The organism is Mameliella sp. LZ-28 (assembly GCF_012274245.1).
Classification (GTDB): domain Bacteria; phylum Pseudomonadota; class Alphaproteobacteria; order Rhodobacterales; family Rhodobacteraceae; genus Antarctobacter; species Antarctobacter albus.
This window is the reverse complement of the sequence record NZ_JAANYX010000004.1, coordinates 1-22,604: the sequence shown is the minus strand read 5'-3', so window position 1 is coordinate 22,604 and position 22,604 is coordinate 1. Positions and strand designations below refer to the sequence as shown.

At 64.4% G+C, this 22,604-nt stretch carries 24 protein-coding genes and 3 pseudogenes; 11 read left to right on the top strand and 16 right to left on the bottom strand.

Annotated elements, in window-relative coordinates:
- The 7 genes from G9Q80_RS02760 to G9Q80_RS02730 all read right to left on the bottom strand — a co-directional run bounded on the left by G9Q80_RS02760 (position 1) and on the right by G9Q80_RS02730 (position 6,315).
- Entirely contained in the window at positions 1-546 is a 546-nt protein-coding gene (locus tag G9Q80_RS02760; protein WP_088716533.1) for a PQQ-dependent catabolism-associated CXXCW motif protein, read from the bottom strand.
- A complete protein-coding gene (locus tag G9Q80_RS02755) occupies positions 543-1,388 on the bottom strand; it encodes a substrate-binding domain-containing protein (protein WP_088716534.1) in 846 nt (281 codons plus the stop codon). The genes G9Q80_RS02760 and G9Q80_RS02755 overlap by 4 nt, the downstream gene beginning before the upstream one ends.
- On the bottom strand, positions 1,372-1,908 hold the full coding sequence (locus G9Q80_RS02750; protein WP_088670964.1) for a c-type cytochrome, methanol metabolism-related: 537 nt from the start codon (positions 1,906-1,908) through the stop codon (positions 1,372-1,374). The genes G9Q80_RS02755 and G9Q80_RS02750 overlap by 17 nt, the downstream gene beginning before the upstream one ends.
- An 85-nt stretch (positions 1,909-1,993) precedes the next feature.
- Positions 1,994-3,796, bottom strand: a complete 1,803-nt coding sequence (locus G9Q80_RS02745) for a methanol/ethanol family PQQ-dependent dehydrogenase (protein WP_043144400.1) — start codon at positions 3,794-3,796, stop codon at positions 1,994-1,996.
- Between the two features lie 148 nt (positions 3,797-3,944).
- Positions 3,945-4,349, bottom strand: a complete 405-nt coding sequence (locus tag G9Q80_RS02740; RefSeq protein WP_069211815.1) for a c-type cytochrome — start codon at positions 4,347-4,349, stop codon at positions 3,945-3,947.
- 25 nt (positions 4,350-4,374) lie between these two features.
- Positions 4,375-5,199: an S-formylglutathione hydrolase gene (gene fghA, locus G9Q80_RS02735; protein ID WP_043144398.1), complete on the bottom strand. Its 825-nt coding sequence runs from the start codon at positions 5,197-5,199 to the stop codon at positions 4,375-4,377.
- Between the two features lie 3 nt (positions 5,200-5,202).
- Complete coding sequence (locus G9Q80_RS02730; RefSeq protein ID WP_088716535.1) at positions 5,203-6,315, bottom strand: S-(hydroxymethyl)glutathione dehydrogenase/class III alcohol dehydrogenase; 1,113 nt, start codon at positions 6,313-6,315, stop codon at positions 5,203-5,205.
- Between the two features lie 162 nt (positions 6,316-6,477).
- Between G9Q80_RS02730 and G9Q80_RS02725 the strand changes: the two genes are divergently transcribed.
- The 4 genes from G9Q80_RS02725 (at position 6,478) to G9Q80_RS02710 (ending at position 8,663) form a co-directional block, all read left to right on the top strand.
- A complete protein-coding gene (locus G9Q80_RS02725; RefSeq protein ID WP_088670890.1) occupies positions 6,478-7,095 on the top strand; it encodes a hypothetical protein in 618 nt (205 codons plus the stop codon).
- 93 nt (positions 7,096-7,188) lie between these two features.
- Positions 7,189-7,431: a type II toxin-antitoxin system ParD family antitoxin gene (locus G9Q80_RS02720; RefSeq protein WP_043144395.1), complete on the top strand. Its 243-nt coding sequence runs from the start codon at positions 7,189-7,191 to the stop codon at positions 7,429-7,431.
- Between the two features lie 6 nt (positions 7,432-7,437).
- Positions 7,438-7,767 carry a type II toxin-antitoxin system RelE/ParE family toxin gene (locus tag G9Q80_RS02715; RefSeq protein ID WP_088670889.1) on the top strand — a complete coding sequence of 110 codons (330 nt, stop codon included), beginning with the start codon at positions 7,438-7,440 and terminating at the stop codon, positions 7,765-7,767.
- Between the two features lie 95 nt (positions 7,768-7,862).
- Positions 7,863-8,663: a quinoprotein dehydrogenase-associated SoxYZ-like carrier gene (locus G9Q80_RS02710; protein ID WP_088716536.1), complete on the top strand. Its 801-nt coding sequence runs from the start codon at positions 7,863-7,865 to the stop codon at positions 8,661-8,663.
- Positions 8,664-8,729: 66 nt separating this feature from the next.
- Here G9Q80_RS02710 and G9Q80_RS02705 read toward each other — a convergent pair whose 3' ends face one another.
- From G9Q80_RS02705 to G9Q80_RS02675, 7 genes are all read right to left on the bottom strand, one after another.
- Entirely contained in the window at positions 8,730-9,074 is a 345-nt protein-coding gene (locus G9Q80_RS02705; protein ID WP_088670887.1) for a hypothetical protein, read from the bottom strand.
- Complete coding sequence (locus G9Q80_RS02700; RefSeq protein WP_088716537.1) at positions 9,071-9,733, bottom strand: hypothetical protein; 663 nt, start codon at positions 9,731-9,733, stop codon at positions 9,071-9,073. The genes G9Q80_RS02705 and G9Q80_RS02700 overlap by 4 nt, the downstream gene beginning before the upstream one ends.
- Entirely contained in the window at positions 9,730-12,072 is a 2,343-nt protein-coding gene (locus G9Q80_RS02695) for an ATP-binding response regulator (protein WP_088670885.1), read from the bottom strand. Before G9Q80_RS02695 ends, G9Q80_RS02700 begins: the two co-directional genes overlap by 4 nt.
- Positions 12,069-13,226, bottom strand: a complete 1,158-nt coding sequence (locus G9Q80_RS02690) for an FIST N-terminal domain-containing protein (RefSeq protein WP_069211822.1) — start codon at positions 13,224-13,226, stop codon at positions 12,069-12,071. The genes G9Q80_RS02695 and G9Q80_RS02690 overlap by 4 nt, the downstream gene beginning before the upstream one ends.
- Position 13,227: 1 nt before the next feature.
- Positions 13,228-13,947: a LuxR C-terminal-related transcriptional regulator gene (locus G9Q80_RS02685; protein ID WP_069211823.1), complete on the bottom strand. Its 720-nt coding sequence runs from the start codon at positions 13,945-13,947 to the stop codon at positions 13,228-13,230.
- Between the two features lie 124 nt (positions 13,948-14,071).
- Positions 14,072-14,710, bottom strand: a complete 639-nt coding sequence (gene gfa / locus G9Q80_RS02680) for an S-(hydroxymethyl)glutathione synthase (protein ID WP_088670883.1) — start codon at positions 14,708-14,710, stop codon at positions 14,072-14,074.
- Positions 14,711-14,820: 110 nt separating this feature from the next.
- Positions 14,821-15,729 (bottom strand): hypothetical protein, encoded by a 909-nt coding sequence (locus tag G9Q80_RS02675; RefSeq protein ID WP_232788303.1) that lies wholly within the window; start codon positions 15,727-15,729, stop codon positions 14,821-14,823.
- Positions 15,730-15,894: 165 nt separating this feature from the next.
- Between G9Q80_RS02675 and G9Q80_RS28665 the strand changes: the two are divergent.
- From G9Q80_RS28665 to repC, 5 genes and pseudogenes are all read left to right on the top strand, one after another.
- Positions 15,895-16,003, top strand: a pseudogene (locus tag G9Q80_RS28665) (IS5/IS1182 family transposase); the annotation flags it as partial.
- Positions 15,988-16,092: pseudogene (locus G9Q80_RS02670) on the top strand (IS5/IS1182 family transposase); the annotation flags it as partial. The pseudogenes G9Q80_RS28665 and G9Q80_RS02670, both read left to right, overlap by 16 nt.
- Before the next feature lie 353 nt (positions 16,093-16,445).
- A complete protein-coding gene (gene repA / locus G9Q80_RS02665) occupies positions 16,446-17,621 on the top strand; it encodes a plasmid partitioning protein RepA (protein ID WP_043144523.1) in 1,176 nt (391 codons plus the stop codon).
- Positions 17,621-18,568: a plasmid partitioning protein RepB gene (repB, locus tag G9Q80_RS02660; protein WP_088716544.1), complete on the top strand. Its 948-nt coding sequence runs from the start codon at positions 17,621-17,623 to the stop codon at positions 18,566-18,568. The genes repA and repB overlap by 1 nt, the downstream gene beginning before the upstream one ends.
- Before the next feature lie 156 nt (positions 18,569-18,724).
- Entirely contained in the window at positions 18,725-19,807 is a 1,083-nt protein-coding gene (repC, locus tag G9Q80_RS02655) for a plasmid replication protein RepC (RefSeq protein WP_133066453.1), read from the top strand.
- 33 nt (positions 19,808-19,840) lie between these two features.
- Here the strand turns inward: repC and G9Q80_RS28660 are convergent.
- Positions 19,841-20,272, bottom strand: a pseudogene (locus G9Q80_RS28660) (hypothetical protein); the annotation flags it as partial.
- Positions 20,273-20,411: 139 nt separating this feature from the next.
- On the opposite strand from G9Q80_RS28660, the gene G9Q80_RS02650 reads away from it, so the two are divergent.
- A complete protein-coding gene (locus G9Q80_RS02650; protein ID WP_198550033.1) occupies positions 20,412-20,795 on the top strand; it encodes an IS110 family transposase in 384 nt (127 codons plus the stop codon).
- Between the two features lie 184 nt (positions 20,796-20,979).
- Positions 20,980-21,204, top strand: coding sequence for a hypothetical protein (locus G9Q80_RS02645; protein ID WP_232788304.1), 225 nt, complete (start codon positions 20,980-20,982; stop codon positions 21,202-21,204).
- A 129-nt stretch (positions 21,205-21,333) separates the two neighbouring features.
- On the opposite strand, the gene G9Q80_RS02640 is transcribed toward G9Q80_RS02645, so the two are convergent.
- Positions 21,334-22,389 carry a tyrosine-type recombinase/integrase gene (locus G9Q80_RS02640; protein ID WP_088716540.1) on the bottom strand — a complete coding sequence of 352 codons (1,056 nt, stop codon included), beginning with the start codon at positions 22,387-22,389 and terminating at the stop codon, positions 21,334-21,336.
- Between the last annotated feature and the right edge of the window lie 215 nt (positions 22,390-22,604).

The window sequence follows — 22,604 nt, the reverse complement described above, 5'->3', positions numbered from 1 at the left end:
TCAGGGCTGCGGTTCCAGCGGTGTGACCCGTTCCAGCGGGTAATCCCAGAGCATCCAGCCGTCCGTGCCCTCGGGCAGCCAGTAAACGGTCTCGTACCCCCATTCCAGCGCGCGCTTGGCGGCGTTCCAGCTCATCCAGCAATCCTCGAGGCAGAAGAACAGAACCGGGCGGGTCCTGTCGCCCCCGGTCGCCTGGTCCAGCCCGCGGCGGAAATACTCTGCCGTCACCTCTGCAATCGCGCCATAGCCCACGTTGGGCAGCCAGAGCGCGCCGGGGATCGTGTCGCGCGGCTTGTCGCGCCAGATCGTGCCCTCGGGCAATCCGGCGGGTTTCGGCGCCTGCGGCAGCACGTCGATGAAGACGACTTCACCCGAGGTCCACAGGTCATGCGCCGCCTCCGGCCCCACCACGATCCCGCCCTGCAGGGTGGCCGGCACGGGCGCGCGGTAGTGGTCCATGCGATAGCCCTGCGGTTCCGGCACCGTCTGCGCAAGCGACAGCCCCGGCAGCACCGCAAGCGCGATCGCCGCCAGGGCACGTCTCATTGCGTGACCTCGATCACCTTGTCGCCCAGGTCGGAAATCAGCGGCACACCGGCCTCGGCCAGCAGGGCGTCGATTTCATCCTGATGGCGGCGGATCAGCGAGTTCAGCTTGCGTTGCCAGACCTTCTCGCCGTTCCGGACGCCCATCGTGATGCGATAGAACATCTTGGGCGGCAGGGTTTCGTTCAGCAGCGGAATGACCTTCATGCCCGGGTAACCGGACTTGACCAGCGGCCCGCCGATGGGCCCCCAGATCACCGCGCCGTCGATCTCTCCGGCCTTGAGATCGTCCAGCATGTCGATGGCGGGGTTTTCATGCCGCCGGTCGACCACAAGGTGATAGGGTTTCGCCTTGCCGATCAGCCCGTTGCGCGCCATGTGCGTGGCCGGCGGGCTGCCGGCGATCACGCCCAGCCTCAGACCCTTGAGCCGGTCATCGGCCAGCCCCTCGACCGCGGCCAGCGGGCCGTCCTCGGGGACAATCAGCACAAAGGCGGAGGTCAGGTAATGGTTGGTGTTCAGGACCAGTTCGTGCCCCTGGGCATAGCCCACCACCAGGTCGCATTTCTTGGCCTTCAGCGTGTTGCGGATGAACCCGGTGGCCATCGGATACCAGATATAGGTCACCGGCAGGTCCAGCTTGTCGCCGATCAGCTCGGCCAGGGCGTTTTCATAGCCGGTGCCGTCGCGGTTCGACATCGGCGAATTGGCCGGGTCGGCGCAGACGCGCAGGGCCGTCTTCGACACCAGGTCAGAGGTCTGGGCCTGCCCCACCGGCGCGGTGAGGGTCAGGCCCAGCAGGGCCAGCGCCAGGGCGCCGGCAAGATCAGCCCATGCACGCATCTTCCATCTCGCGCACCAGGTCCGATTTGGGTTCCTTCTTGCCTGGGCGGCCGCGCGGAACGGCCTCCATGCCACGGGCGGCAAGATAGACATAGATGTCGTTGAGATAACACATCACGTTCGGGTTGTCGCCGAAGTGGGGCATCACCGAGTTGCCGTTCTTGCGGCCGTTCACGACCACGTCGTAGAACTCGTAATAGCCCATGTGGACGGCGGAATTCTTGATTTTCGGCGCATAGGTCGATCCCTCGCCATCGGGGCCGTGGCAGACGTGGCATTCGGCGTGATAGCGGCGGAACCCCGAAAAGGTTGGCCAGTCCACGGTGCCGTCGTCCTGCACGTTGTAGGTCACGATGTCGTCGGCGTTGTAGTAGATCCCGTCATCATCATAGGCGGCGTCGAATTCGCCCTGGTGCTTGGCGGGGTCGACCGGCTGGTCGCTCCAGCTCTGGGCCAGGCCCATCACGGGCAATAGCGCGCAGGCCGCAGCGGTAAGAAGGGTTCTGGATGCGGTCAGCATCATGGGGGCTCGCCTTTCGGTAGTGTCGTTTCCGGGGGCACCGGCGCAGCGCGTGGCTGCGCCGGCCCCTGTCATGCTGCGCGGATCAGTCCGGCAGGGCAAAGACGGTCAGCTGACCACCAAGCGCGGTGTAGTCGCTGAGGGCCGAATAGCCGCCCACGGCACCAAGACCGTCGTTCGGGTTGGTCAGGCCGGCCGCAAGACCGATCCCGGCCCAGCCGCCGACACCCGAGAGAACGCCGACATACTGCTTGCCGTCATGCTCGTAGGTCATCACGTTGCCGATGATGCCCGAGGGGGTCTTGAACTTGTACAACTCTTCGCCGGTGTTGGCGTCGACCGCCTTCAGGTAGCCTTCGAGCGTGCCGTAGAACACCACGTCACCCGCGGTTGCCAGGGCACCGGACCAGACCGAGAACTGCTCGGGGATGGACCACTTGATCTCACCCTTGAGGTTGTCCCAGGCGATGAAGTTGCCCATGCCGCCGTGGCTGTCCGGGGCCGGGTACATCGCCAGCGTCGCACCGACATAGGGCTGACCGGCGGTATAGGCCACGCGGAACGGCTCGTAGTCCATGCAGACGTGGTTGGTGGGCACGTAGAAGGTTTCCGTGCGCGGCGAATAGGCCGCCGGCTGCTGGTCCTTGGAGCCAAGCGCCGCCGGGCAGATGCCGGTCGAGTTGACGTCCTCGCCGTTGTACTCGGTCGAGTATTCGGCCACCACGGCCGGACGGCCATAGGTGTCGGACTCGGGGTCCATGTCGACGCCGGTCGTCCAGTTCACCACCGGGTCGAACTTCTCGGCCACCATCAGCTCGCCCGAGACGCGGTCGAGCGTGTAGCCCAGGCCGTTCCGGTCGAAGTGGGTGAGCAGCTTGCGCATCTCGCCGTCGACTTCCTGGTCGGTCAGGATCATCTCGTTGACGCCGTCGTAGTCCCACTCGTCATGCGGGGTCATCTGGTAGACCCACTTGGCCATGCCGGTGTCGATGTCGCGCGCCATGATGGTCATGGACCAGCGGTTGTCGCCGGGACGCTGTGCCGGGTTCCAGGTCGAGGGGTTCCCGGTGCCGTAGTAGACCAGGTTTTCCTCCATATCGACCGCGTACCAGCCCCAGGTGGTGCCGCCGCCGATCATCCACTGATCGCCTTCCCAGGTGTTGATGCCCGAGTCGGGGCCAACCGGCTTGCCCAGGTGGGTGGTGTTTTCCGGGTCCATCAGGATGTCGGAATCCGGCCCCATCGAGTAGGCGCGCCACTCCTGTTCGCCGGTTTCCATGTTGTAGGCGGTCACGTGGCCGCGGACGCCGAATTCACCGCCCGAGATGCCGACGATCACCTTGTCCTTGACCGGAAGCACGGTCGCGGTGTTGGTCTCGCCGATCGAGGGATCGCCGTTCACGGCCTCCCACAGCACTTCGCCGGTTTCCGAATCCAGCGCGACGACCTTGGTGTCGGCCTGGTGCAGGAAGATCTTGCCGTCGGCATAGGCGACGCCGCGGTTGACCGTGTCACAGCACATCACCGGGATGACGTCCGGGTCCTGCTTGGGCTCGTAGCGCCACTTGATCTTGCCTTCGTCGGCCAGGTCCAGCGCGTAGACGATGTTGGGGAACGGCGTGTGGACGTACATCGTGTCGCCGACAACCAGGGGCGAGCCTTCGTGGCCGCGCAGGACGCCGGTCGAGAAGGTCCAGGCAACCTGCAGGTCATCGACGTTGCCGGTGTTGATCTGGTCCAGTTCCGAATAGCGCTGGTTCTCGTAGTCGCCGGTCTGGATCGCCCACTGCGCGGGGTCACTCATCTGCTTGACCAGGTCGTCGTTTGCATATGCCGCCGTGGCAACGCAAAGCGCGAGTCCAGATGTCAAAAGCGATAGCTTCTTCATTAGGATTTTCCTCCCGTTGGGTGGCCGCTGGGGCCGTGCTGGTGGCCGCCGCCCGGTCCGGGCGGGGGCCGTCTTACCCCGGTCCGCTGGTCTCTCCTCCCCAGTGGACCGGGCACCGGCGTTCCCCTTCGGGCGCGCCGTGATCCGGTTATTCGGATGCCTCGGAGAAGGTCGCCAGGTAGGCGATCACATCGTTCCGGTCATCCTCCTTGCGCAGGCCGGCAAAGGCCATCTTGGTGCCCTTGGCATAGTCGCGGGGCTTTTCCAGGAAGGCCGCCAGCTCCTCGGGCGTCCAGGTCTTGCCCTCGTCCGCCAGGCCCTGCAGCACGTCTGAATAGTCAAAGCCCTCGACAGAGGCCGGGGTGCGGCCCACGATGCCGTTCAGGATCGGGCCGACGCGGTTCTTGGCGTCGGGTCCGACCTGGTGGCAGGCCTTGCACTTGCGGAACACCTTTTCGCCGGCCTCGGCGTCGCCGGCCATCGCGTGGCTTTCGGCGGATGCCACGACGGGCAGCAGGGTCAGGCAGGTGACAGACAGGATTTTCTTGATCATTGGATGTATCTCTCCGGTGGTCTTTTCAGTTCAGCCGCTCGGCATGCCAGGCCACATGGTCTCCGGCAAAGGAGTTCACGAAGAAATACGAATGATCGTATCCCTTGTGAATCCGCACCTGACCGGGCTGGCGCCGACGCGCCATACTGTCAGCAAGTACTTCCGGTTTCAAAAGGTCAAGGAACTGGTCGCTAGCACCTTGGTCCACTAGCAGATCGCCTTTCCATCCGAACTCGTCCAGCAACAGGGCCGAATCATGCTGGGACCAGGCGCTTTCGTCGTCGCCCAGGTAGGCGCTCAGCTGCTTGCGGCCCCAGTCGGACCGTGTCGGGTTGGCGATCGGGGCAAAGGCGGACAGGGATTCGAACATGCCGTGATTGCGCACCGCCATCGTGATCGCGCCATGCCCGCCCATCGAATGGCCGGTGATGCCGTGGCGGTCCTGCACCGGCAGGTTTTCCAGCACCTCGGCGCGCAGTTCCGTCAGGATGTAGTCATACATCCGGAAGTTCTGCCGCCAGGGGTCACGCGTGGCGTTCACGTAGAACCCCGCGCCCTGCCCCAGGTCATAGGCCTCGTCGTCGGCCACGCCCGCGCCACGCGGCGAGGTATCCGGAAAGACCACCGCCAGCCCGTGCCGCGCCGCGTGTTCCTGGAACCCGCCCTTGGTCATGGCGTTTTCGTGGTTGCAGGTCAGCCCGGACAGGTACCACAGCAGCGGCACCGGCGCCTCCTGCGCCTGCGGCGGCAGGTAGACGGCAAAGGTCATCTCGCAGCCGCAGGTGTTCGACGAATGTTTGTAGACGCCCTGCACGCCGCCAAAGCTCCGGTTTTCCGAGACGATTTCCATCGATCAGAACTCGACGACGGCGCGGATCGACTTGCCCTCGTGCATCAGGTCAAAGCCGTGGTTGATCTCGTCCAGGGTCAGCTTGTGCGTGATCATCGGGTCGATCTCGATCTTGCCGTCCATGTACCAGTCGACGATCTTGGGCACGTCGGTCCGGCCCCGCGCGCCGCCGAAGGCGGTGCCGCGCCAGACCCGGCCGGTGACCAGCTGGAACGGCCGCGTGCTGATCTCGGCCCCCGCCGGCGCCACGCCGATGATGATCGATTCACCCCAGCCCTTGTGCGCGCATTCCAGCGCGGCGCGCATCACCTGCACGTTGCCGGTGGCGTCAAAGCTGTAGTCGGCGCCGCCCTTGGTCAGCTCGACCAGGTGCACGACCAGATCGCCCTCGATCTTCGAGGGGTTCACGAAATCGGTCATGCCGAAGTGGCGCGCCATCTCTTCCTTGCCGTCGTTCAGGTCGACGCCGACGATCTGGTCGGCCCCGGCCATGCGCAGGCCCTGGATGACGTTCAACCCGATGCCGCCCAGGCCAAAGACAACCGCACGGCTGCCGATCTCGACCTTGGCGGTGTTGATCACCGCGCCGACGCCGGTGGTGACGCCGCAGCCGATGTAGCAAACCTTGTCGAAAGGTGCGTCCTTGCGGATCTTGGCCAGCGCGATTTCCGGCACGACCGTGTGGTTGGCGAAGGTCGAGCAGCCCATGTAGTGATGGATCGGCGTGCCATCCAGCATCTTGAACCGCGTGGTACCGTCCGGCAGCAACCCCTGCCCCTGCGTCGCCCGCACGCTCTGGCACAGGTTCGTCTTGGGGTTGAGGCAGTATTCGCACTCCCGGCACTCGGGCGTGTAAAGCGGGATGACGTGGTCACCCACCTCCAGGGTGGTCACCCCCTCGCCCACTTCGACCACCACGCCGGCGCCCTCGTGGCCCAGGATGGCGGGAAAGATGCCCTCGGGGTCGGCGCCCGAGCGGGTGAATTCGTCGGTGTGGCACAGGCCGGTGGCCTTGATCTCGACCAGGACCTCTCCCGCGCGGGGGCCATCCAGTTCGACTTCCATGATTTCCAAAGGCTTACCAGCCTCGACTGCCACAGCGGCACGCGTTCTCATCGTCTGTCCTCCTACGGCGCCGAGCAGTGATTTCCGGCGCCTCTTGCGGTGAAGTATTGATGAGCAGCCTGCGACAAAACAACCAATACAATGGTGGGTATACGGCTGCATGGACTCGATCCGCGCCCCCGGGCATAGTCCGGAAAAGGGAGGACAGAGACCATGAAAGCCCTTAGGATTTTCGCCGTTCTGGCCGTTTTCGGCCCGCTCGGCACCGCCCAGGCGGCCGATTTCTCGGACCCGACCTGGCCCTGCGTTCAGCGTAAGGTTGAAAGAATGTCGATGGGCCTGATGTGGCCGATCATGCCCGACGAAAACGCCGCGCCCGATGCGGCGGCGCAGGCGGACATCACCGAACTGGCGGAATTGCTGGCCCTGCGCCGGATCGAGGTGACCGAGCTGGAAGACGAGGTGGCCGCCTTCGCCGCAACCTACAAGGGCGATCCGCAGATCCTCACCCGCGTCTTTGCCGAGGTCTTCGACACGCTGGCGCAGCGGCGCAGCCGGATCATCTCGGGCATCGGGGAATTCTCGCTCAGCCAGATCGAACTGTCGGAAAAGATCGATTCGGACCGGGGCGAGATGGACCGCCTGCTGGCCGCCGAGACCCCGGATTTCGACCGGGTCGACGCGCTGGAGGAACAGATCGACTGGAACCAGACGATCTATACCGACCGCCAGCAATCCATCACCTACCTTTGCGAAACCCCGACCCTGCTGGAAAAGCGGCTTTATGCCATTGCCCGCCTGTTGCAGGCCCAGGTCCGCGAGGACGGCTGATCCCGGCCGCGGACAGGCCCCATGAAGGACAGGCCCCTTGGACAAGCGGCCCCGTTGGCATATATTGCCAATACCCCGCCACAGGAGCCTGACATGGCCACCCGCAACGTTGTCCTGACCGATCCGCAATCGCGCTTCATCGACGATCTTGTCGCCTCGGGGCGCTACCAGAACGCCTCCGAGGCGCTGCGCGCCGGGCTGCGCCTGCTGGAACGCGAAGAGATCGAGCTGCAGGACATGCGCGCCCGGCTGATGCGCGGCGTCGAACAGGCCCGCAACGGCGACCTGGCCGAGGGCACGGGCGAAGAAGTCCTGCGCCGCGCCTTCGACCTGTAGCCGCGCTTGCGCCCCTTTGTCCTCACCCGTCAGGCGGAAACCGCCCTGCAGGAGATCGCCCGCTGGACGGCGGAAACCTTCGGCCCCCGTCAGGCCCGGCGTTACGGGCAAGAGCTGATCGACGGCTGCACCGCGCTGGCCGATGGCCGCGCCCTGTCGCGCCCCTGCCGCAGGCTGATCGACCCCGCCCTGCCCGAGGATCTGCGCTTTGCCCGCGTCGGCCGGCATTTCATCGTCTTCATCGACGCGCCCGACCGGATCACCGTGGTCGACGTGCTGCACGTCCGCGCCGACCTGCCCCGCCGCCTGGCCGCGCTGGGGGACGACGCGCCCTGACAGCCCCCGCGCGCGCAGATGTGAACGGGGGCAGACTTTCCGCTGCGTTCGCAGACAGGCCCGGTTGTGGCAGACTGCGCGCGGGAGGAACCACCATGAGACATGCCATCCTTGCGGCTGCCTGTATCGCGCTGCTGTCGTCCCCTGCCCCGGCGCAGGACAACCCGCTGACCGACAGCGCCAGCTGGCAGGACATGAAGATCGACGTGCTGGGGGACCGCCCGGTATCGCAGGCCCCTGCCCCCTTCGCGGTGACGGCGCCCTATCGCGCCGCGGATGCGGCGATGGTGCCGCTGGAGATCACCCAGACCGACGCCTCCGTTCCGATCAGCGCCGCCACCATCGTCATCGACGAGAACCCGGCCCCGGTCGCGGCGCGGCTGGAGTTCTCACCGGCGATGCTGCCGCTGGACTTCGCGCTGAACCTGCGGGTGAACCAGTATTCCAACGTCCGCGTGATCGGCGAGACGCCGGAGGGCCTGTTCATGGCCGGGCGTTTCGTCAAGGCCTCGGGCGGCTGTTCGGCGCCGGCCGGGGGCGACGCGGCACAGGCGCTGGCGGTGATGGGCCAGATGCGGCTGGACATGGCCGACGGCGCGGCGCGGGTCTCGACCCCGCGGCGGACGGCGGAAATCATGATCCGGCACCCGATGTATTCCGGCCTGCAGCGCGACCAGGTCACGCAACTGTTCATCTCGGCGCATTTCATCGACCACCTGGAGGTCTGGCAGGGCGATGAGATGCTGTTCAGCCTGGATGGCGGCATTTCCGTCTCCGAGGACCCGGTGTTCCGTTTTGCCTATACCGAGAACGGCGCGCCGACGCTGAAGGTCATCGCCACCGACACCGAGGGAAACAGCTTTAGCCGGGAATTGCCGAAACTGGCGGAGGGCTGACCCTCCGACACAGGATTGGGCGGACGCCGCGCATCGCAGACGCGCCCCGTTCGCCCCCTGCCCTTCTCAGAAACAGACCAGTTCCGCCTCGACCTGGGCGCGGCGCATGTCGTCGACGATATGCGCCGCCGCGACAGAGCTGTTGAAGACCGCCATGCGTTCGCCGCCCACCCGGCGCATCGACAGCACGGTTTCCGCGCGCTCGTAGGCCTCGAACGGCAGGATCGAGGCGATCTCGTCGATCGAACAGGCGCATTTCTCCAGCGCGACGCGGGTCTGCCCGTTCACCGCCATGCAGGCAAAGATGTAATCCGCCCGCGCCACGGTGGGATAGTCGTTCAGCCGTTGCGCCGCGCTTTGCGCCAGAACGGCCCCCGGCAAGAGGGCCAGGATCAGCGCCAGCGCCTTCATTGCTCGACCCCCTCGAAACGCATCTCGGAACGGTACACCGTGTCCGTCTCGGGGCCGGAGGTCTCGGCGGTCAGCGACAGATACCAGCCCGGCACGTCCTCGGACATGACGACACGCATTTCCAGCTCGCCAAAGCCCTTCATCCGCGCCCTGTTCGGATCCTCGGCAAAGGGATGCAGCCGCACGATGCGCACCGGTACGCTGCGGCCGTCGAACATGGCGGTGCCCTCTTCGACCTCGGCCGGGGCAACCAGCGCCTCCTTGACGCGGTTGCGGATGTAATAGGGGCTGCCGCCCGCCGCCTCGGCCATGTCGCGGATCACGCTTTCGTAGAAATACATGATCATCGGGTTGCCGACGCTGGCCGGGAAACGCCCCAGCCCGCGGTGCTTGTCCTGCTTGCGGAATTCCAGCTGGGCCAGCGGATCGTCCTGGGCACCCAGCGTCAGGGCGATGTCGCCGGTGTCGCGCTCTGCCGCCTCGGGCGCCAGCGCGTTGGTGACGGCGCGCGAATAGATCAGCGTCGCCTCGGCGCCGATCCCTTCCAGCGTGCCCTTGCGGAACAACAGCTCGTAATGCTCACCCGGCTCCACCGGCGTGGCCTGCACCGGGGCCGTGGCAAGGGCTGCGGCAATGCAGATCGCGGATAGAAGTTTCATGTGATGTGCCTCCCTGCGCCCAGAGTATTCCCCTGCGGCGCGCTGTCATGGCCGACTTTTGTCTGTGCCTGTTCTTGGGCCGGCTCCTGCGCCCCGCCCTCCAGCACCGGGCCCGGCGATTGCCAGCGGATCTTCCATTCGATCAGCGGCCGCAGCTTGGACAACTGCACCGGCTTGTGCATCACGGTAAAGCCCAGTTCCGCCCCCTGCCGCCGGATCTGTTCGCGCCGGTCGGCGGTGATGACGATGGCGGGCACATGCACGCCGGTTTCGCGCCGGATCTCGGCAATGGCGCGCACGCCGGTATCCTCGCCGTCCAGCTGGTAATCCGCCAGCACGATGTCCGGCGCCAGCCCCATGTCCCGCACATGCACCAGCGCCTCTGCGGTCGAGGGCGCCGCCAGCACGCTGGCGCCCCAGTGTTCCAGTTTCTGCGTCATGGCGAACAGCACGTCCGGGTCGTTCTCGATCACCAGGATGATGCGCTCCAGCTCGACATCCGTATCCGCCGGCGCCACGGTGGCCGGCTCGACCGGGACACGGCGGCCCGGCACCCGGTCCAGCTCGATGCAGAACAGCGAACCGACCCCGGGTTTCGACCGCACCCACAGCCGATGCCCCAACAGCTTGCAGGCCCGGTCCACCACCGACAGGCCCAGCCCCACGCCGGAGGCGAGCGAGACGTTTTCCGCCCGGGCGAATTCCTCGAAGATGCGTTTCTGATCCTTCAGCCCGATGCCGATGCCCGTGTCCCAGACCTGCAGGATCACCTTCTTGCCCCGGCGGCGGCAGCCGACCAGCACCCGGCCCCCCGGTTCGGTGTACTGGATCGCGTTGACCACAAGGTTCTGGATCGAGCGCAGCAGGTAGACCGGATCGGAACAGACAAGCACGTCCGAGGGCACCACCGACAGGTGCACCTTCTTCTGTTCGGCCAGCGCGCTCTGGTCTTCGTAGATGCCCTGCATCAGCACGCCCAGGCTGATTTCGCTGGGGGTGACGGCGCTGGGATCGGCGCTTTCCAGGCGCGAGATGTCCAGCAGCGAATGCAAAAGCTGTTCCGTCGACCCGAAAGCCCCGTACAGTCGTTCCACCGTGGCGGCGAATTCCGTGCCCCGCGTGCGTTCCTTGAGCGTCGCCAAGAGCAGTTTGGCCGCGTTCACCGGCTGCAACAGGTCATGGCTGGCCGCCGCCAGGAACCGCGTCTTGGACGACACCGCCGCCTCGGCCCGTTCCTTGGCCAGGCGCAATTCCTCTTCGACGCGGGCCTTTTCCTCGTATTGTTCGGTCAGGCGGCGGTTGGCCTCGGTCAGTTCGGCGGTGCGTTCCTGCACCCGGTTTTCAAGGATTTCCGTGGCGCGGCTTTCCAGGGTCACGTCGGTCAGTTCCACAAGGAACCCGTCGTCGGGCAGCCGGTTGACCTGCAGTTCCAGCACCCGGTCGGTGCCGTGGCGGATGCGCTTGCGCAGCCAGCCCTCGTGCTGCAGGTGCCGCCGCCAGGCCTCGACCCGCAGGTCGGCATCCTCGGCCACAAGCGAATGATTGCGCAGGAAATCCAGCAGCCGGGTCAGCGTCGTGCCCTTTTGCAGCAGCGTGAACGGCAGGCCCAGCAACTGCCGGAACTGCCGGTTGTACATCATCACCTCGCCCGAAGAGGAAAAGGTGCAGACGCCGGATGTCATGTCCTCGAAGGCGGCCTGGATATAGGCCGCCTGCCGGTCGATCAGGTGTTCCTTTTCGGATCGGTTCTGCCGCACGATCGAGGTGATTTCCGTCAGCAGAAGCACCACGTTCGACGACGAGGTGCGCTGCTGGCTGAGCTGGTACCAGCGGTCGCCGCGCAGCTCGATCACCACCGACCGGACAGAGGCGCCGGTGCTGCCGCGGTCTTCGGGGGCGAAATTGCGGGTGATGCCGCGGTCGGTCGAGACCAGCGCGCGGCTTTGCATCATGTATTGCAGGTAGTCTTCCAGCCGCAGCCCCTTGCGCACGCGAAAGGCCACGTCGGGCAGGAAGGTGCGGAACAGCACGTTGCAGATGTCCAGCCGCCCGCCGGTGAACAGGGCGAACCCCTCGCCCATCGCGGACAGCGCATCCTCCAGCGTGCGGCGGGCGCGCTCGCGGTCGTAGCGGACGCTTTCCAGCTCTGTCGCGGCGCGTTCCAGGTCGCGGGTCTTGGCCGCCACCTGCGCCTGCAGTTCGATGGCCGACTGAAAGGCGCTGTAGGCCGAGACGCCGACATCGTTGCTGCGGTTGGCGCGGCGCATCAGCGCGTCGATGATCTTGGCCTGCCGGGCGATCTGTTCCTCGGGCGGGGCGTTTTCGTCGACCAGGCTCATCCCAGCGCCCTGCCCGCCGGGTCGAAGAAGGCGACACCGACAAAGGTCTGGTTCATGTGAACCCCGCAATGCTGTTCGCCATAGGTGTTGAAGCCCAGCACCCTGTGCGCCCGGAACAGCGCCGAGGCCTCAGTCCCCAGCTGTTTCTGCTCGATCTCCAGCTTGCGCAGCACGCAGTCGAAGCCAAGGATGAAATCCGGCGTCAGTCCGCCGGGGCCGGACACGCTCAGCCCGGCCTCGAGCGTCTTGATGATCTCTGTCCCCTTGCCCAGGGTCAGCACCACCCCGTCGTCGATGGCGGCCAGAAAGGACAGCGCCTGCCCGTCCTTCACGCTGCTGATGGCGCGGACATAGTAATTCTGGTTGTAGCGCACCAGGATCGGGTTTTCGGCAAAGATCTGCGGCGACAGGTCCGCGACGCCGCAGCCCACCAGCCGGGCATATTCCTGCGCCGCCGGGGCGCCGTTGATCTCGTTGACCAGCCGTTCCTCGGGGTCGGCATCGGTGATCACCAGCTGCGTGTCCGTGGGCAGGAAATGGTCAAAGCCGATGCCCTGGAACTGCAGGTCGGTTTCCAGCAGCATCAGCAGCGCCACGTTGCTGCGGAACTGCCCGTTGTGCAGGATCAGCGTTTCCCCGAACGACAGCCCGTCCCCGGCAGAGCCGCCAAAGACCGGCAGGTCGTCCAGCACCGTTTCCAGCGTCGAGATCAGCAGGTCTTCCTGTTTCGACAGCCCGTCCGACAGGACCAGCGCCAGCCGGTTCCAGCCGGCGGTGCGCTGGAACCGCACCGCGTGACGTTTCGCCTGCGCGGCGATCTCGGTGATCGAGATCGGCTTCAGCGGTTCGATCAGCAGTGAGGCACAGCGGAAATGTTCGCGCGGAAAGGCGATCAGCTGCAGCGCGCCGGTTTCATAGCCGCGCACGGTGATCTGCCCGGCGGTGGTGCAGCCAAAGACCGGCACACCCTCCATGCGGCGGCTCAGCTCCTGCGCCATCACCGCGCGGTCGAAATTCTGCGGCATCAGCGCCAGCACGAAACAGGTGTCGCGCGGGTCGATGCAGGCCGAGGCCTCGCGCACCGCGGCGGCGGTGTCAGCCTGCGTCGAAGTGCCAACCCGCACATGGGCCGGTGAGATGTCTTCGTCCCGCATCCTACCGGCTCAGGAACGCCTGCGCCTCCGGGTCGGCCCCCATCGTGCCGGACGTCGCGTTTTCCATCATGACGGCGGCCTGGGTGCGGTTCTGCACCCCGAGGCGCCGCAACAACGCGGTGATATGCGCCTTGACCGTGGCCTCTGCCAGCGACAGTTCATAGGCGATCTGCTTGTTCGGTTTGCCGGCGCAGATCAGTTTCATGATGCGTTTCTGCTGCGGCGTCAGCTCGGCAAAGCGGGGGTTCATCTCGGCGGCATCGCAGGCGTCCGCGGGCTGCGGCGCCGATTGCAGGATGTCCTTGGGAAAGTATTTCCGCCCCGAGGCGATTTCCGTCAGCACAGAGGCCAGCACCTTGGCCGAGGCGTCCTTGGGCAGGAAGCCCGCCGCCCCCTCGCGCATCAGCGTGCGCACCAGTTCAACCGAGGCCAGCGAGGAAATCACCAGGATCGGCGTGCTGGCCATGCGGTCGCGCAGTTCCAGAAAGCCGGAAATCCCGGTCACGTCCGGCAGTTTCAGGTCGAACATCACCAGGTCCGGTTCCAGCCCTCCTTTGAGCAGGGTCATCGCCTCTTTCAGCGTGCCGGCCTTCTGCACGGCGCAGTCCGCAAAGACGATGCCAAGGGCCGCGGCAAGCGCGTCACTGTAGAGGGGATGGTCGTCGACGATCAGAACTGATGAGAAACATCCATCCGGCACGGTGGCCGTGTCATGGTACATTTGCCTTTCCTCCCAAGTCCGGAAAATACCCGAAGATCACCCCTTGTCCATTTTTTCCGTCACGGCAACGGGTTTGCGCGGCGCCTCGCCGGGGCACCGCGCCGCCGCCCGGCCGAGGAGGGGATCAGGCCAGGGCGCCGTTCTGCTTGGCCACATGGGTGGCGATCAGGTCCATCAGCGGCGGCGACAGGCAGTCATAGGGCGTCAGGCCCAGTTCCGACAGCCGGCCGCGGATCTCGTCCATGCGGTCGGGCGAGACCCCGGATTCGATGATCGAAGAGACGAAGGCCGCGAATTCCGGCGCCGCCCAGCCGGTCTTGTCCGACAGTTCCGTGTGCACGAAGTCCAGCCCGTGAAACGGGTGGCCGGTGTTCTCGATCCGGCCATACATGTGCACGCCGCAGTCGCGGCAGGCATGGCGCTGGATCGCCGCGCTGGCGTCCACGATGTCCAGCTTGTCGGCGTTTTCCGTGACCTTGACCTGGTCGCGCCCGACCACCGCGATCTGGCTGAAAATCGCGCCGTCCGGCTTCCAGCACTTGGTGCAGCCGCAGACGTGGTTATGCGCGGTCTGGGCGCCGACCTCGACCTTGACCGGGTTGCTGGAACACTTGCAGGTCAGCGTGCCGCCGGCAAAGCCGGGCGCCGTGGGCGGGATGCCGTTGTCCACCTGGGGGTGGATCTTCACATGGGTGTATTTCGGGGCGGGCGGGGCCGTGTCGCCACTGTCTCCGCCGCCAAAGAGCTTGTCGAGAATTGCCATTTTCCGTTCCTCCCTGTGATGACGGCATGAAAATGCCGCATCCTTCACAGCGTGAGGCACGAGGGGGCAAGTTGGCAATTCAGCCGATGGTATCGGCTTTGACGCGGGCCTCAGCCGGGTCCGGCACCGCAATCCGGCGCCAGAAGCGGCGCATTCGCCGGGTCCGCCATGCTGGCCCGCGCGCGCTCTGCCAGGTCGTCAAAGGCGCTGTCGATATAGTCGAGAAACCCCGCCTCGTTGGTCTGGTCGACCGGCGCGCGGGCGACGGCATGCATCATGAACAGGTCAAAGGCACAGAGGCCGCGCGGATTGGACTGCAGCAGCGCGCGCATGAACTCCGGCGAGCCCCAGCGCAGGCGCGACAGGTCGGTCGGGACCTCCTGCAGCTTGGACAGGAAACCGCCCTGCCGGTCGAATTGCAGCACGTCCATGCCGAAGGTGAAGGCCTGGAACAATTCCTCGATCAGGATCGAGCGATAAAAGGCCCGCGCCAGCGCATCCGCCGGGCGGTATCCCTCTTGTTGCACCATGATATGCGTGCCGGTGCCGCGCCGTCCGAAAAAGGTCTGCGCCATGCCGGGCGACAGGACCGCGTAGTGCCGCCCCCGCGGCAGGCCCAGCCCGTAGACCTCGTTCAGGCGGGCGATGTCGCGGGTCAGCGCGCCGTCGGGCGGATCGCCGGAATACAGCCGCAGCACCACGGTGCGCCCGGTGCCGCAGGCCCGCGCCGATGGCCCGGCATAGCGGCTGGGCAGCGGCTTGCCATGCACCTGGGCGGCAAGGTTGCCAAAGGCGGCGATCACCGCGCGCGTGTCCTCTGACGGCGGCTCCCCCACGATGCAGAGCGCGGCCCCGGCCAGGTCACGCCCGTTGATATGAACGGGGATGTCCCGGCGCATCCGCCGGTCGCGCAACTCATACATCCAGCCCTTTTCCGCCAACGCCAGGTAGGCGGCGCGATCCTCGGCGGCGGCGGCGCAGGTCATGGCCAGGAGGGCGGCAAGGATCAGGCGGACCAAGGGAAACTCCTTTTGCCCGGAAGTAGGCCCGCGCCGGGACGCGTCCACGCCCCGGACGGCGCAATCCGGGCAAATGCCTGTCAGGCAAGGTTTTCACGGATCTTACCCGGGGTCGTCGGCCGGGGAGCTTTGCCGTGGGTAAGGTCGCCCCCTCCCCTTGCGCAAAGCCGCACAGGCTCTCCCCGGCGCGATCTGCCGGAAGAGCAGCGTCTATCTCCGGTTCCGGCGCTGGACCCTGGCGGGGCTCTGGGAGCAGATCATGGACGCCGTGTCGCCACCCGTTACGACAAGACTGCGGAAAGCTTCCTCGGCGTCATAGACATCACGTCGATCAGGCTTTGGATCCGCCACTTGTCAACATGACCTGGGTCCCGTCCCCGCGGACAACCCGGGCCCGAAACAAACGGACCCAGGCCCTGCTCCGCGATTCGGTGCCTGATCCGCACCACGACTCCGCAGCCAGGGCGTGTCCCTGCCCCTCCGGATCCGAAAATTTCGAAAGATCCGGCGAAAATTCGAATTTACCTATGGTTTTCAACTCATTACACCGCACATTGCATGCTTTTCTTGAACTGCCACAATATCTAGCGACGACGCCAACACGCGCCAATTGCACGAAACTGTTGCCAAAAGCCCTTCAACTTGCGTAAAGAAACGGAAAACAAAGCTCTGACGAAAAAGAGCGTTCCTGACGAGGCGGCAAGACGGTGGCAGAGGTGTCCAAGCCCATTCACATCAACTCCCGTATCCGGGAGAACGCAGAGAGCCTGGCATCTGCGCTCGAACATCACATGCTCAAGAGCTTTGCTCCAGATGCCCGCAAGGAACTGCGCTTGTTCTCGGCGGGAGAAGCCGCCGACCTTTTGAACATTTCTGCCAGCTTCCTGCGCAAATTGCACTTCGAAGATCGCATCCCGGATGTCCACACCACTCCGGGCGGACGCCGGCATTATTCCGCAGCAGATCTGACGACCATCCGCAAGATGTTGGAAGAGAACGCAAAATCCCCGGGTGCCTACCTCAAGGGCCGCCGCGAGGGCGACAAGGTCCAGGTGCTGTCCTTCCTCAACTTCAAAGGCGGCTCCGGCAAGACGACCTCCTCGATTCATACCGCGCAACGCCTCGCGCTAAAGGGCTATCGCGTCCTTGCGGTGGACATCGACCCGCAGGCTTCGTTGACGACCCTCTTCGGCTATCAACCAGAGGTTGATTTCCTGCATTCCGGGTCGATCTACGATGCGATCCGCTACGAAGACCCCCTGCCCTTCTCGCAGATCATCCAGCAGACCTATTTCACCGGGCTGGACCTCGCCCCCGGCGGCCTGATCCTGCAGGAGTTCGAGCACGAGACCCCCACCGCCCTGCGCAACAACATCCAGCCCCCCTTCTACGCCCGCATGGCCGCGGCCCTGCAAGAGGTCGAGGCCGATTACGACGTCATCATCTTCGATTGTCCGCCGCAGCTGGGCTATCTCACGATGTCGGCGCTCTGTGCTTCTACCGGGGTGCTCATCACCGTGGTGCCCAACATGCTGGACGTGGCCTCGATGTCGCAATTCCTGCAAATGAGCGCCGACCTGCTCGACGTCGTCTCTGGCGCGGGTGCGCGCATGGAGTTCGATTTCCTGCGCTTCCTCATCAACCGCTACGAGCCTTCGGACGGACCCCAGCAACAGGTTGTCGCCTTCCTGCGCCAGCTTTTCGGCGAAGAGGTCATGACCAATGCGATGCTGAAATCCACTGCGATTTCAGACGCAGGCCTGACACAGCAAACCATCTATGAGGTCGAGCGCAGCGCTTTTCACCGCAACACCTATGACCGCGCGGTCGATTCATTGAATGCTGTCAATGATGAGGTTGAGGCACTGATGCAAAAGGCATGGGGACGCTGATGGCACGCAAGGGAATTCTCTCCACCGATGCAAAGGCCACGCCGGCACGGAGAAACGCGGCAGAGCGGTTGATGCCCCGCGGCACCGTCGGCGCGCTGCAAAGCTCGCTGTCCAAGTTGCAGGAAAACGCGGTGCAGGACATCGACCCGGCCCTGATCCACGACGCAGGCGTCGCGGACCGGCTTGGGACGGATGAAACCGCGGATGATTCCCTGCGCGAGTCCTTGCGTGTCTACGGACAACAGGTGCCGGTTCTCGTGCGCCCACGCGCCGATCAGCCGGGCCATTTCGACATCGTCTATGGCCGGAGGCGGGTCATCGCGCTCCGCGAACTGGGCCAGGCGGTCAAGGCCATGGTGCGGCACCTCGATGACAAGGCGCTTGTGCTGGCCCAGGGCCAGGAAAACACCGCCCGGCAGGATCTGTCCTTTATCGAAAAGGCCAGTTTCGCCGCGCAACTGGATGCGCTGGACTATGATCGACAGACCGTCGCCGACGCCCTGTCGATCGACCTGCCTATGGTCAGCCGGATGCTGAAAGTGGGCCGGGCCTTCGACGTCGAGTTCCTGCGCCAAATCGGCTCGGCTCCGGGGATCGGGCGCGAACGCTGGCTGAAACTGGCAGAGGCCATGCAAGACGAGACCCTGCGCGAGCGGGTCGAGGCTCGGATGGAAACACTGGCTTATGTCGACGGGTCCGACGCACGTTTTGAACAAGTCCTGGCCTGGGCGACGGGTGCAAAGGCGCCAAAGAAAACCAAGGCGCCCCCCCTGCCCTCCCGCAAGATCACCGGCCCGGACGGCATCCCGCTGGCGCAGGTCAAGCGATCCGACAAGGGCCTGACCATGACAACCACCGGGGATTTCGCCCTCTGGCTCGACAGCCATGCCGAAGCCTTGGTGAAAGAGCTTCACGACCGCTGGAAAAAAGACCGGTCGGAAGACTGAAGGCAACGAAACCGAGCAGACAAAGGAGGACGACGACAGGCAAAAGAAAAGCCCCCCAGGACGGATCCCGGAAGGCTCTCTCATTTCTCGCACTCTTGAGATAGCCCCTCAGCACTGACCCTGTCAACGCCACCGATTCGGTGGTGGGGTATTTTTTTGTCTTTCGCCAAGAAAATCATGATAGAACTGTCCCAAATCCAGTTTGGGCAGCCGGTCGAGCCATGTGTTTCACACGACAAGTGGGCACTGCTGGACACGCTGACCTGTGCCGCGCGCCAATTCAATCTGAACCATCGGACGCTGACAGTGCTGCGTGCCCTGCTCACCTTTTACCCCGACCGTGAGCTCTCCGATGTGCCGGGCCTCGCGGTAGTCTACCCCTCCAACCGGACACTCTCACAGCGCCTGAACGGCATGCCGGAAAGCACCCTGCGCCGGCACTTGGCCACCCTCGTCCGCACCGGAATTGTCAGCAGACAAGACAGCGCCAACCGCAAGCGCTTTGCCCGATTTGGTGGGCTGGCCTTCGGCTTTGACCTCAGCCCGCTGGCACGCCTCGCGCCCCAGATCTACGAAGCTGCCGAAGAGGAATATCGCAAGCAGCAAGAGATCGACAGCCTGCGCGCCCGGATTGCAGCAACGCGGCAGCGACTGATCGAGGGTGCCACGCTTATGCCCCACCATCCCTTGATGGAAGACAGCCGCCGGATCTTGCGCCGTAAAGTGGACGCGGAAACCCTGCGCGACGTTCTGGAATGCCTGGAAAACCATCTGGACAACACGCGGAAGATCGACGTGCCGACAGAGAGAATGAGCGCCAGGAACAGCGAAAATGAGCGGCACATACAGACTACAGATAAATCCGAATCTGTATGTACTACGGCTCCTGTCTGTGAGGCCGAGGACATCGCCATGGATGATGTCACGCTCTCTTGCAAGGAATACCGCGACTTCCTGCCAGACGCCCCTCGGAACTGGAGCGATCTTCTGAGAGTGGCCTACACGCTTTATCCCATGATGGGTATCGATCGCTCGACCTTTGAAGAGGCTCGGGAAAAGATCGGTCCGAACGGTGTCTCAGTGGCTATACTCTGTATGCTTGAGAAAATTGCTGACATCCGGAAACCGGGTGCTTATCTCCGTGGTCTCAGCAAACGGGCAGATCAGGGTAAATTGAACCTTCGAGCCATGATCAAAGCAGCGGGTCCCCGGAAATTGTCAGCTGACAATTTTGCCTGAACCCACGGCGATCATCGATACCGTAAACTCGAAACGGATGCCGGCGTCGACCAACGACCGTTTAGCCAGCCGCGCAACGTGGTTGTCGGAAAGCCGCGCATCGCGCGCCTGTTTTCCGTCACCGGAGCAACATTCAAAGACAGGACCCGCGCCGATCCGGAAATAGTGCAGCCATTATTCCGGTGTATGCACTGGGCTGGGTGGCCACCATCGCGAGGATATATTCCGCCAGGATTGCGGCCTTTTGCACCGGCGGACGTGTTTGCTTGCGCTAGATCCCGGCCAGCAGCGTAGCGATGTGCCAGTTCTTGCGATCCAGGGTGAACCCGCGCTGCGTGTAGTTCCAGGAGAGACCAGACAGACGACGGTCTATTGTCGAAACGGAAAGGACAGGGCAAGGGCCCGGTCCGGACGCCAGATCCGCAAGATAAAATCGGTCATTTCCGGTGACGGAGGCAGCGGCTGCGTGAGCGCGGCGTCAGGGAGTTGCAGACCGCCAACGAGATCCTGAAGAAGGCGAGCGCGTATTTCGCCCAGGCGGACCTCGACCGAGCACCGGCATCGCCACGATAGACGAAATCAAACGTCAATCGAGGAAACTTCATTGAAACAGTATGTTGGACTGGACGTATCGCAGAAAGAGACTTCCGTCGGTGAAGTGGATGAGACCGGCCGGCCCACCTATCAGGGTCGCGTGGCCTCCGACCCCGGCGCCTTGGCAGCGCTGTTGGGGAAGCAGGCGCCGAACGCCGAACGCATCGGCTTTGAGACCGGTAGCATGTCAAGCTGGCCGTGGCATAAACTCCGACGGATCGGCCTGGCGGTGGTTTGCATCGACGCCCGCCACGCTCATGCCGCACTCTCAGTGCGGATGAACAAAAGCGACGAGAATGACGCTCGCGGGCTCTCTGAAATGGTCCGGAAGGGTCGGTGTCGAGAGGTCGCGGTAAAGAGCAAGGCCAGAGCGACCTGCATGATCGACGCTTGACCCAACCCTGAGATTGCAAGCCTGACACCAAGCCTGTGATGTCCTGCCGGGACGGTGGTTGCGGGACCTCGTTCAATCGGCAGCAGGCCCGAACACCAACATGAGGCCATGACCTCGATAAGGACCATTACCCCCGCATTGAAAAAGAAACAGGCTTGACGAAGAACCGCAATTAAAGGGTCGATTGACAAAGACGGGCGCGATCGCGCCCGAAACCGAGAGTCTGCTGAAAGGCGGCTGGTTGCCGGAGGTTCTTCGCCGCCACGATCTGGCAGCACTCGACGGTGCGGAGGGGCAGGGGGCGTCTGCGCCCGATTTCAACGCCGAGCAGGCCGAAGACGTTGACTTTCCCGCCTTCCTTACAACGGACGTCCCGAGCAATAAGGCGTCGATGATGGTCGAGGCGTGATTTGCGCCATCCGAGGGCGGAAAATTCGCGAAAGCGGTCTGGTATCGACCTTCGACAACACTGTGTGTGTGAAGTGATGTCTCCAGAAAGCTAGATGCGTGGCATGGTAGAGAAGGCAGGGGCAGGGGCTCAGAGACCGGCGGCCTTGGTCAGGTTCACGCGGAACCGGTCCCTCCTGCGTTGGTAGCGGCGGGTCATCTCGGTCGAAGCGTGTCCGAGTTGCCTCTGGACATAGCGTTCGTCGACTTCGGCCGAACTGGCGAGGCCGGCACGCAGAGAGTGACCAGAGAATAGCGCCAGGCGCTCCTTTTCTGGCAGCTCGGATCGGATGCCGGCGTCCAGGACCGTGCGCTTGATCAGGCGTGCGACATGCTTGTCGTTGAGCCGCGTTTCTGAGGCCCTTTTACCGTCCCGCGAGGTGCCGACGAAGACCGGCCCGAAGTCGATCTTGGCGAAGTGCAGCCATTGCTCGAGCGCATGTACGGGGCAGGTCTGATCTTTCGAGCCGCGGCCGATCTCGACTTCGCGCCAACCGGTCTTGGCATTGAGGGTGAGCAGGGCACCCTTGTCGAATATCTCAACCCAACCGCCGGAATCCGGTGTGTCGTCTTTGTTCACGTCGAGGCTGACGATTTCCGAGCGGCGCAGACCTCCGGCGTAGCCGAGCAGCAGGATCGCGCGATCCCGCAGCCCGCGCAGATCATAGGGCAGGGTGGCGACCATCGCGAGGATGTCCTCGGCCAGGATGGCTTCCTTCTGAACCGGCGGTCGCGCATGCTTGCGCTTGATTCCGGCCAGCACAGTGGCGATGTGACGGTTCTTGCGATCGAGGGAAAAGCCGCGCTGCGCGTAGTTCCAGGCGAGACCGGACAAGCGGCGGTCTATGGTTGAGACGGAGAGGGCAGGGGAGTGCCCAGAACCGGACGCGAGATCCGCGAGGTAAAGCCCGATCATCTCGGGTGACGGCGGCAGCGGCTCCGCCCCCTTCATCCGGCACCAGCGCGCGAAGTGCGCCCAGTCAATCGCATAAGCCTTCAGCGTGTTGTCCGAGGCCGCGGCGCGCGCATAGTCACGGGCGGTATCGACCAGGTGATCCAGCGTGCCGGACCCCGCGAAATGGGAGGGCAAGGCGAGGTCATCGTTTTCCTCTTGATCCCTCTCGTCTCCGTCGTCGCGTTGGCTCATCTCAAGAATGCTCCGAGAAGTGCGCGTTCGAGTGCAACGAGAGGCAGCGCATTTGGAGGCATCTTTCCAACAAATGACGTGACCTGCCCCCCGCTGGTCCCTCATTCATAACGAGAGTCTGCAGGTCGGATTTGGGTATTCCGGTTTCCCGTCTGGCGCAAGCGCGCCGGGCGCGGAGCCCTCAAATTGCTCAAGCGCTCGGCGCGCTTGCTGCG